Origin of the sequence: Bradyrhizobium niftali (assembly GCF_004571025.1) — a bacterium.
GTDB lineage: Bacteria > Pseudomonadota > Alphaproteobacteria > Rhizobiales > Xanthobacteraceae > Bradyrhizobium > Bradyrhizobium niftali.
The window spans coordinates 310,282-320,862 of sequence record NZ_SPQT01000004.1; the positions used below are offsets into that span (position 1 = coordinate 310,282).

The following is a 10,581-nucleotide window of genomic DNA, read 5'->3' on the forward strand; positions in this document are numbered from 1 at the left end:
AGGAGTCCATGTCCTCATTTGCAAGGTTCATTCGACCAGCCATCGGCGCGTGGGCGTTGCTTCTGTTGATCATGACGGCTCCGGCACCGTCGCTGGCCCAGCAGATCAATCCGACGGCGAGCTCGGTCAACGAGCGCCAGTTGCTGCAGGAGATGGACCGGATCCAGGGACGCGTCAGCATCCCCGACCAGCGCTCCAGCGTGCTGATGCAACCTGCTGGCCGCGAGTGGCGTGAATTCCGCAACGTCGCGCTGCGGTGGATCGGCGGCGTTGCCATGCTCGGCATGCTGGCGGTGCTGGTGATCTTCTATTTGACACGCGGCATGGTCCGCCTCGAAAGCGGACGATCCGGCCGCACCATCGTGCGGTTTAACACCTATGAGCGCGTCGTGCACTGGATGACCGCGACCTGCTTCGTGATCCTGGCGATCTCGGGACTGAACATCACGTTCGGGCGGCCGCTGCTGCTTCCGCTGATCGGATTTGACGCCTTCTCTGAATGGTCGCAATGGGCGAAATTCGCGCACAATTACCTGAGCTTTCCCTTCACGATTGGCGTCGTGCTGATCTTTCTGATGTGGATCGGCGGCAATATCCCCAACAAGCTGGATCTGGAGTGGATCAAGCGCGGAGGCGGCCTGATCGGTCACGATCATCCGCCGGCTCGCCGCTTCAACGCGGGGCAAAAGGGGATCTACTGGATTGTCGTGATCGGCGGTGGCCTCGTCGCCGTGACCGGGTATCAGCTCATGTTCCCATTCTACGTGTCGGGAATCGAGGGCATGCAGATTGCCCAGATCGTTCACTCCGTCGTGGCCGTGCTGTTCATCGCCGCGATGCTCGCTCACATCTACATCGGCACCATCGGGATGGAGGGGGCTTTCGAGGCGATGGGATCGGGTGAGGTAGATGTCAACTGGGCGCGCGAGCACCATAGCCTGTGGCTCGACCAGGAGTTGGCACGGAGCGGCCCGAACGATTCTCAGCCGCGGCCTCGCCATGCTGCGTCCGCGGCCGAATAGAGCGGAGCATTGCTTAAAGACGCACGCCCGTCGTCGCAAACGCTTCTGCGACGGGTTGCTGTACGCTGTCGAGCACGGCAACTCCAGCCACCGTGATGACGATCGTCGCAACACAGGCAAGGATGAAAGCCTTCATCGCGATCCCTCCTCGCGACCGTTATACAGGACTTCTGGCCGCTAATAAACGCTGCGCTTGGGCAGGTCGATGCGGGCCGCAGCTAGATGCTGGATGCGGAGCCGGTGTTTCGGCTCTCCGCAGCTCGTTCGAGATCCCATGCCCGCTGCAGGCGCTCGGCACTTGTCGACTTCAATATGCCGGCCCAGGCGTTACCGAGTGTCTTGATGCCTTCGTGCAGACTGGAAGCATTCCCGGCCGACCAATCAGGCAAGCCCATGGGGACGCTGATCGACCAGGCCCAGCTGTCTCCGGACCGATGGACGTTGCCGATCACATGCCCCTCATAGATGACGACGTAGTGGTCCTTGACGTCCGGCCACCGAAGCTTCGCGTTGAGAGAAATAGATTGTTTCATGAACAATGCTTGTGTCGCAGGGCTAGCGGGTAAATCACTTCGAATGCAATGCTCTGAACGCTCGCGATCGGCGCGTTCGGTCAGCAACTTCCAAAAGAGGCCCGGGCGCCAGGCGAATGGCCCGTGGCATCGGGGCTGGCCGCCGGCCGAGGAGGGGGGGCCGGGACGACCGAGCTTGATCCCAACCTATCGGTTTGACACTATGCCGACATATTCGGAGAAAGTCATGTACAAGTCATGTCTTGTTGCGATCGCAACTGCCGTCTGTTTGTACGCATCGCCCGCCAGCGCTCAGGTGAGGCCGTACCCTTTCGGCGATGAACCGTATCGCCTGAACTGGTATCCCGATCCCGAGATCGAGGCCGGCTGCTGGAAATGGAATTGGCAGCAATACCAGTGGGACAATTATTGTCCGGTCTACGTCCGTCCCAAGGCTTACATGTACCCGCGAGCGCGAGCGGTGGTCGTTCGCGCGAAGGGATGACGGGCGGGGGCCGATGCGCGGCGCGCCTTGCGGAGGCGTCGCTCGGTCCTATCGATCAGTAGTTCTCGATCGTGCAGGCGATCTGGCTGTGCTTGCCGAAATTGAGCAAGGCATTGCCGCGGAAGCCGTCGACCCAGACGCCGGGACCGGCATAGCGATATCCGACTCCCATCGGGACCAGGCGCACACGCACGCCGCCGGAGTGGCCCGTATGCAGCGATGCTGTCACAACCTCACCGGCAACGGACACCGCGATCGGGCACAGGGGGTACTGCCTGCCGTTCTCGCAGCTGAAGACGAGTTCCGAGCAGCTGCCGATCGCGCCTGGTGAAGCCCGCAGCGCCATGTCGGCGGCGGTGGCTGTGCCGGGATTGCCGGCCAGGCCGCCTCCCATAACAATGGCTGCCGCGAGACCCTTGGCCATCAAATTGCGCATCGTTGCCCCCAATGGATTCTTAAAATCACCGGCTAGCAGAGCAAAAATCACCAACAGCGTCAAACCGCAATGAATGGCAATATGGCCGACGGCTTGATCAGCTTCGCTCGGCTGACCGGCAATCCGATCGCTTCACGCACGGACCTCATTTGGTGAAGACCGGCAGACGCTCCCATCGGTCCCCGTGAAGAGGCTGCGCGCCTAGATCTTCTGCTGCGCTCCGGGGCCCACAACGTTGACCGTGATCTTCTGAATTTCCGTCCGGCCGCCGGCATATTTGACCTCTATCGTCAGAACGTCGTCGCCGATGAAGTCGGGCTGCGACTTGTAGAACGCGACATAGGCCGGCACCTCCAGCGCGAGGCATGACTTGTAGTTCGTGGCTTTCACCTTCGCCGACTTGACCGTCACCTTCCCGGACGCGGGCGCATTGACCAGGCGGATCGTCGGCAGGGGACCCGACGTGCAATCGGGTAGTACGTTGATGAAGATGCCGACTCGCGTGTCCTTATTGGGGGCGGATTTGACCGTTCGCTCGACGGGAGACAATGCGTCCTCGGCCAAGGCTGGTGCGACGAACCCAGACAACATTGCGATGGCCGCGGACAATAATACCCGCATTGGTGGTCTCCCGCTCACCGCGTTTTCCCGGTCAATTCGTTGCAAGATGCTCAATTTAAATGCTTTTTCGACGCTGTGTGTACGGATTAGCCAATTTACCACGGCGCACCAAAAACCCTTCGTTAACTAGTTGATTTCGTTGACCCCCGCCTCGGTTAACAATAGCTTAATAGCGACATTTTTCGAATTGCTTTCTACAGACTTGATTTGAACTGCACAGTGTTTTGGCAGGGGCAGGCAGATTATGAACGCACAATTTCAGGTAGCGCAGGCTACCGGCGCGGCTATTCCGACCAACACAACTCCAGTTCGAACATTCACTCTGGCAAAGCCGCTAACAGATCAGGCGGTGGTCGTACATCTCGGATTTGACCAGAAGGTCAAGCTCGATTTCTCCGCGATAGCCAACGAAAAGATCACGCTCGTTCACGTCGGCGAGAAGCTGATCATTCTGTTCGACAACAAATCGACGATCACGGTCGATCCGGTCTTCGATTCCCGTCACGACGATCAGCACCTGCTCTCCATCGAGCTGGCGCCCGGGCGCGACGTCAACGTGCAGGAATTCGCGAGCCTCTTCCCGATCACCACCGATCAATCCGTGCTTCCTGCGGCCGGTGATGGCAACGGCAACGCCCAGGGCAGCGGCGCCAACTTCTCCAATGCTGCGGTCGATCCCTTGAACGCCGGCAATCCGTTGGACCTGCTCGGGCAGGAACAGCTGGGCAATTTGGTCCTCAATCCGGAGACGTTCGCCGGACTGCCCGCAACGACTGCGCCGAGCGCAGCCTTTACGCTCTCCGGTACGATCGTCATCCACGATGAAACCGTCGATGTCCAGATTCTGAACGGCGCGAACGATCAGCCCAATGCTGGTCTGCCCGCAGTCTTCTCCGCCGTCGGACTGATCGGATGGGCCCAAAGCGCCGTTTCGGAGATCGCGTCGTCGAGCGCCGGTTTCGGCAGCGGCGGGACCGGAACGATCGTCTATGCGCTGACGACCTCTACCGGCGCGGCATTCGCCGGCGTCGATTCCGGTCTGCAGGCCACGGTCACCGGCAATGAAATCTTCCTGTTCACCGAGGGCAGTCTGGTCGTCGGACGTGAGGGCGCCGGCGGCGTCGCCGATCCGAACGGTGCAGTCGCCTTCCAGCTCTACCTCGATCCGGCGACGCTGAAGCTCGACGTGGCCCAGTATGAAGCCATCAAGCACGCCACCGCGTCCGAGCCTGACACGAGCGAAGGCGCGCAGCTCGGCGATGTCGTTTTCGTGCAGCAGACGGTGACCGACGGCTCCGGCAATACGGCGACTGCGGTGTCGACCGGTTCGCTCGGCGTGTCATTTCTCGACGATGGTCCGACGATCCTGGTGACGGTGGCTGACGGTGGCGAAGGACCCACGCGTCTTGCAACCTTGTCGCTGGACGAATCGATCGGCAGTGACCGCGGCGCGAACGGCTTCCCGGACGGAACATTCGACGACGTCTCGGGCAATACGAGCCCGGATCCGACCGGCACCCACCCGATCGGCACGATGAAAACCGATGTCGGCAATGTCGAAAGCCCGGGCGATCTGGCAGCTCTGTTCAATGTCGTCAAGGATGGTGGCACGGACACCGAGAAGTCGACCGACTATGCCTATTCGTTCGCGCTCTCGGGCGCCAAAGTAACGGAGGGCGGCGGCATCGCCACCACGTTGAAGGTGACGGACCCGAACCACACCTACTCCGACGACACGATCTACCTCTTCAAGGTCAGTGACACCGAGATCGTGGGCCATGTCGGCGCCGATCCGAACGGCCCGATCGCGATCCGCATCACCCTGGACAACGCAGGCAGCCTTTCGGCAGGCCAGCTCGTCGTCGACCAGTACATGGCGATCGACCACGGCGCGGACCTCAACAATTTCGATTCGACGCAGTTCCTCAACCTGGTCGGTGAGGGCGCGAGCCTCGGCGTTACGCTGACCGCGACCATCACCGACGGCGACAATGACACCGCGACGTCCTCGGCCACGATCGTGATCGCGGGGCCCCAACAGTCGAGCATCGGCTTCCAGGATGACGGCCCGTCGATTGACGTGACGGTGCAGCAGCCGGAGGAGGGTTCGGCCCATCTCGCGACGCTGTCGCTCGACGAGTCGATCGGCGGCGATCGCGGCGCCAACGGCCTTCCTGACGGAACCGTCGACGACGTCTCAGGCAACACGGACCCGGATCCGACCGGCACCAATCCGATCGGCGAGCTGAAGACGGCGGCCGGCGAAGGCGACGTGAAGGGCGAACTGGAGGCGCTGTTCGACGTCACCAAGATTGCCGGCACCGACGGCGAGAAGTCGACCGACTATGCCTATTCGTTCGCACTCTCGGGCGCCAAAGAAACGGAGAGCGGCGGCATCGCCACCACGTTGAAGGTGACGGATCCGAACCACACCTACTCCGACGACACGATCTACCTGTTCAAGGTCAGCGACACCGAGATCGTTGGTCATGTCGGCGCCGATCCGAACGGCCCGATCGCGATCCGCATCACGCTGGACAACGCAGGCAGCCTCTCGGGAGGCCAGCTCGTCGTCGACCAGTACATGGCGATCGACCACGGCGCGGACCTCAACAATTTCGATTCGACGCAGTTCCTCAACCTGGTCGGTGAGGGCGCGAGCCTCGGTGTTACGCTGACCGCGACCATCACCGACGGCGACAATGACACGGCGACGTCCTCGGCCACGATCGAGATCGTGGGCACCGAGGACTCCAGCATCAGCTTCCAGGATGACGGCCCCGCGGTCTCGGTTTCCGTCAATTCGGCCTTCCAGGTCGTCCACGACGAGACCCTGCTGTTGCAGAGCCCGCCGTTCGGCGACGACAATGACATTCTGTTCACGCCCGTCTTCAACGGCGTCAGCAATCCCGGACACGACCCGCAGGCTCTCTTCGGCCTTCCGATCGGGTATGCGCAGAGCAACGTCGCCGCGCTCACCATCGACAATGTGGACTACGGCACCGACGGCGCGGCCAACACGGGCGCCCAGGTCTTCTCGCTGACGCTGACCGACGCGCAGGGCCAGAGCACGACCGGCCCGGTCGATGCGATGCTCACCACGACGGAAGGGAAGGAGATCTTCCTGTTCCTCGAGAACGGCCTGATCGTGGGCCGTTACGACGGGGGCGATCCCGGCGATGACGTGACCGGCACCAGCGATCCGGCCGCGTTTGCGATTGCGATCAATCCGGTGAGCGGCAAGGTGTCCGTCGTCCAGTATGTTTCGCTTCACCAGGACAGCGCCGATATCGGCGGCGATATCGATGAAGCGGTCTCGCTGGCAAACGCCCTCGGCCAGGTCAAGGCGACCGTGACGGTCACCGACGGCGACGGCGACCACGCGTCGGCGTCCGCCAACATTGGCGGTGACATCCGGTTCGAAGACGACGGCCCGCTGGTGGCGGCGACGCTGTCTCACAATTTCGGGGTGACGGCGGACGAGACACCGGGCAACCAGGCGAACGACGTTACTGGCCCGTTGCAGATCTTTGCGGACGTGCAGAATCCCGGCGATGATCCGGATAAGCCCGGGCCGGTGCTCGCCTACGCGACCAGCAGCGGCGCAGCCCTGAGCATCCTGCCGTATTTCGGCGTCGACGGCCCCGATCCGACTGCGGCGATCACCTATTCGCTCGAGCTGAAATCGTCCACGTCCGGGGTGACCTTGACGGATGGAACGGAGATCACCTTGTCGCAGGATCTTGCCGGCCGGGTGATCGGCACGGTGGGCCAGGACAATGTTCATCCCGAACTGAGCGGCAAGACCGCCTTTGCGGTCGCGATCGATCCGGTCACCGGCAAAGTCTCGGTGGTCGAATATCTCTCGCTGCATCACTCCGATACGTCCAATCCGAACGATCCGGCCTCGCTGGCCGCGGGCTCGATCTCGGCCGTCGTGACGATCAAGGATGGCGATGGCGACACCGCGTCCGCGTCGGCGGATATTTCGAGCAAGATCCACTTCAACGACGACGGTCCGGCGCTGACGATCGGTACCGACGTGACGGAGCCTGAATTTGTCGCACTCAAGCTGAATCTGGACGAGACGATCGGTCATTCGCCCGACCAATACAATGTCGGCGAGAGCGAGTCGGGCGGCGGCGCGCCGAACGGGATCGTCGACGACACGGCCAACGCCACCGTGACGTTCACGACGAACGCAGCCTCGACCGCCCAGATCGGCGAGTTGAAGACGGGTGAGGGGCTGCTGGCCCCGTTGTTCACGAATGCCGCGATCAATTACGGCGCCGACGGTGCCGCCCTGGTCGATCCCGTCACGTCCCTGCTCAGCCTCGTGCTGACGGGCGCGCCCGAAGGGGGCGGGATCAAGTCCAACCTTGTCGCGACGGCGCTGGAGGGTAGTCCGCTCGACGGTACGTCGGTGGGTCATCGGACCGTCTGGCTGACGCTCGAGAACGGTCAGATCGTCGGCCGCGTTGGCCACGATACGCAGTCCACGGGCGATGATTTCGTCGTCCTGCGCATCTCTCTGAGCTCGGCGGATCCGGCGACGGCCCAGCTCGTGGTCGATCAATTCCTGCCGATCGATCACGATGCGTCGGAGCCTGCCGGGTCCCGGTTGCCCGAGAATCCCTCGCTGTTCGACGAGTCGATCTCGTTGCTGACGGCGATTGCCGGCCAGAGCGTCGGCGTGAAGCTGACCGTAACGGTGACCGATGGCGATGGCGATCACGTCACGAAATCGGCCACCGCGACTCTCATCGACAACAGCAAATCCATCGTCTCAATCGACGATTCCGGTCCGACGATCTCCGCTTCGGAGGATTGCGTCGATACGCCGCTCGCCTATGTCGGCATCAAGGCGGGCAACGTCGACGAGCGCGGTCTCGACGGTCCGAGCGATCAGGACGTGCTCTTGTCCGGCGTCGGTCAGGGCAATGGTCCGAACGCGAACACGATCAATACGACGGGGAGCGATATCGGCGTCGGCAACCAGACGATCGAGGGCCATGAGGTCCACGGCGGCAAGGACCAGCCTGCGGAGATCCTGCGGCTCGACTTCGTCAACAACCTCACATTCTCTACCAATCCCTTCGCCTATAACGGGCACTACGAGGTCGATGCGGCCTCGTTCACGATCCACCAGATCCAGGGCAGTGCGAGCAACACGGCGACGGTCTTCGTCCAGGTCTTCAACGCCAACGACAACACCAATTTCAACGACGACGGCAATCCGCTGCCGATCACGCTGAACAACATCACCGTGACCGGCGATGCCAGCTACACCAAGATTCCGGTCTATGACGGCAACACCCTGGTCGGCGTCGTCATCGTCGGCCTGAACGAGGGGGCCACCGTCACGGTCGACACGACCGACGACTTCAATCGTCTCGTCATCTCCAACTACGACAACGTCGCGTTCTCGAGCACGCCAAACGGCGCGCCGACGCTTCCGGCCGACCCGAATGATCCTCAGGAGGACAATGTCGGTCATCCGTTCTCGGTGAGCGGCATCTCGTCCGTGGTGTGCGCTCCCGCCACGCTCAGCGTCACCCATGACGAGAGCGCGGGATTCGCTCCGCAATCCGGGCCGAACCCGGAGAACGACGTCGATCCCGCGACGGCCCCGAGCGTGCTGACAGCCGCGATTGCCGGCGCCGGCATTGCTACGGTGCTCGGCTACGCCGAGTCGACCGGCGCCGCCAGCACTCTGTTCACGACGCCCGATTTCGGCACGGATGGACCCGGCCCGGCCGGAGGTGTGTCCTATCAGCTCACGAATTCCGCCGGTGGCGGGTTCACCGGCCAGGATTCCGGGCTGAACACCACGGTCGGCAACCACGACATCTTCCTGTTCACGGATTCCACCAATCCGAACATCGTCTGGGGCGTCGACGGCAACAACGTCCAGACCGGCGCGAAGGTGTTCGCGCTCTATGTCGACACCGACGGGCACCTCTGGGTCGCCCAGTTCGCGGCCATCGCGCACAATGTCGATGGCTCGACGCCCGCCGCCTATGACGACGAGGTCTCGATCACGAACGGCCTCGTGTACATCTCGGCCACCGCGACCGACGGGGACGGCGACACCGCCCATGCGGTTTCGCCCGCCGGGCTTCACATCAATTTCCAGGACGACGGTCCGCATGCATTTGCGGAGGCGCCGCAGAACGTGCTCGAAGGTTCTGCGCCGGTCACGGGGCAGCTCGATTTCGATCCGGGTGCTGACGGCGCAACCGTCACTGAGATCAACGGGGTGACCCTGTCGTTTGGCAATGACGGGTATTCCCAGGCCATCTCGCTCGCCCATGGCAGTCTCCAGGTCACCGCGGACGGTGCCTACAAGTTCGTTGCGCAGCCTGATGACGTCTACAAGACCGGCGGGCCGGCGAATTTCACGTACACCGTGACCGATGGCGACGGCGATACGTCGGGATCGACGGTATCGTTCGTGGTCACCGACGACAGCGACCCGACCAAGGTGACGTTGAACGACGTCACGGTGAACGAGGGCGCCGGCACGGCGACGATCTCGGCCAGCGTCGACCATGCACCGCAGGGCAGCAACCTCGTGCTGAGCTTGAGCAACGGCGCCACGATCACGATCCTTGCCGGTCAGACCACCGGCGTCTCGACGCCGTTCGCGGTGCAGGGCGACGATCCCTATGTCGACCACGAGAGCTACAGCGTCTCGGTCACCGGCGCGGCCGGCGGCAATTACGAAGCGCTGAACACGACCGACATGGCGACGGTGACGGTCAACGACACCATCGACACGACGACGGTGGACTTGAGCGCCTCGACGGTGCTGGAGGGGCCGTCGGCGAATTACGTGTTCACGGCGACGCTGTCGAACGTCTCGCACGGCGATACGGTCATCACGACCGACCAGGGCGCCATCACAATCCACGATGGCCAGACCACGGGCACGTTGACCGTGGCACCGGTTCCGCCGAACAACGAGGATCCTTATCTGGATAGCACCAGCCTGACGGCGACCATCACCGGTGCGACGGGCGGCAATTTCGAAAACCTGGTGGTCGGGACGGCGGCGGCGACGGCGCACGTCAACGACACGATCACGACCAATTTCATGACGCTGCACGACGTCGTGGTGCTGGAGAACCAGACGATCATTTACACGGCGCAGGTGGACTACGCGCCGATGGATACCCCACTGACGGTAATTCTGAACAATGGGGTGGTGATCACCTTCGATCCCGGTCACTTGACGGCGTCGTCGGATCCACAGCCCGCGCAGGGCGACGACGTGTATTTGGATGGCCACTCGACCCAGGTCTGGATTGCCAGTGCCTCCGGCGGAAGCTTCGAGAAGGTCGACTTCACCAAGTACGGCACTGCCACGGTGACGGTCAACGACACCATCGACACGACGACGGTGGACTTGAGCGCCTCGACGGTGCTGGAGGGGCCGTCGGCGAACTACGTGTTCACGGCGACGCTGTCGAACGTCTCGCACGG

Annotated in this window: 6 protein-coding genes; 2 read left to right on the forward strand and 4 right to left on the reverse strand. The window is 62.6% G+C overall.

The features are described 5' to 3' along the window. Positions 1-8: 8 nt before the first annotated feature. Complete coding sequence (locus tag E4K65_RS12285; RefSeq protein WP_135174368.1) at positions 9-1,022, forward strand: formate dehydrogenase subunit gamma; 1,014 nt, start codon at positions 9-11, stop codon at positions 1,020-1,022. A 13-nt stretch (positions 1,023-1,035) separates the two neighbouring features. Here E4K65_RS12285 and E4K65_RS49480 read toward each other — a convergent pair whose 3' ends face one another. The 4 genes from E4K65_RS49480 to E4K65_RS47140 all read right to left on the reverse strand — a co-directional run bounded on the left by E4K65_RS49480 (position 1,036) and on the right by E4K65_RS47140 (position 3,096). Next, complete coding sequence (locus E4K65_RS49480; RefSeq protein WP_271566199.1) at positions 1,036-1,158, reverse strand: hypothetical protein; 123 nt, start codon at positions 1,156-1,158, stop codon at positions 1,036-1,038. 82 nt (positions 1,159-1,240) lie between these two features. After that, positions 1,241-1,555 carry a hypothetical protein gene (locus E4K65_RS12290; protein ID WP_135174369.1) on the reverse strand — a complete coding sequence of 105 codons (315 nt, stop codon included), beginning with the start codon at positions 1,553-1,555 and terminating at the stop codon, positions 1,241-1,243. 539 nt (positions 1,556-2,094) lie between these two features. Continuing rightward, on the reverse strand, positions 2,095-2,475 hold the full coding sequence (locus E4K65_RS47135) for a hypothetical protein (RefSeq protein ID WP_235885592.1): 381 nt from the start codon (positions 2,473-2,475) through the stop codon (positions 2,095-2,097). Between the two features lie 201 nt (positions 2,476-2,676). After that, entirely contained in the window at positions 2,677-3,096 is a 420-nt protein-coding gene (locus E4K65_RS47140; protein ID WP_235885593.1) for a hypothetical protein, read from the reverse strand. 349 nt (positions 3,097-3,445) lie between these two features. Here E4K65_RS47140 and E4K65_RS12315 point away from each other — a divergent pair. Further along, the coding region (locus E4K65_RS12315) for a DUF5801 repeats-in-toxin domain-containing protein (protein ID WP_209312054.1) at positions 3,446-10,581 on the forward strand (7,136 nt) is incomplete at its 3' end.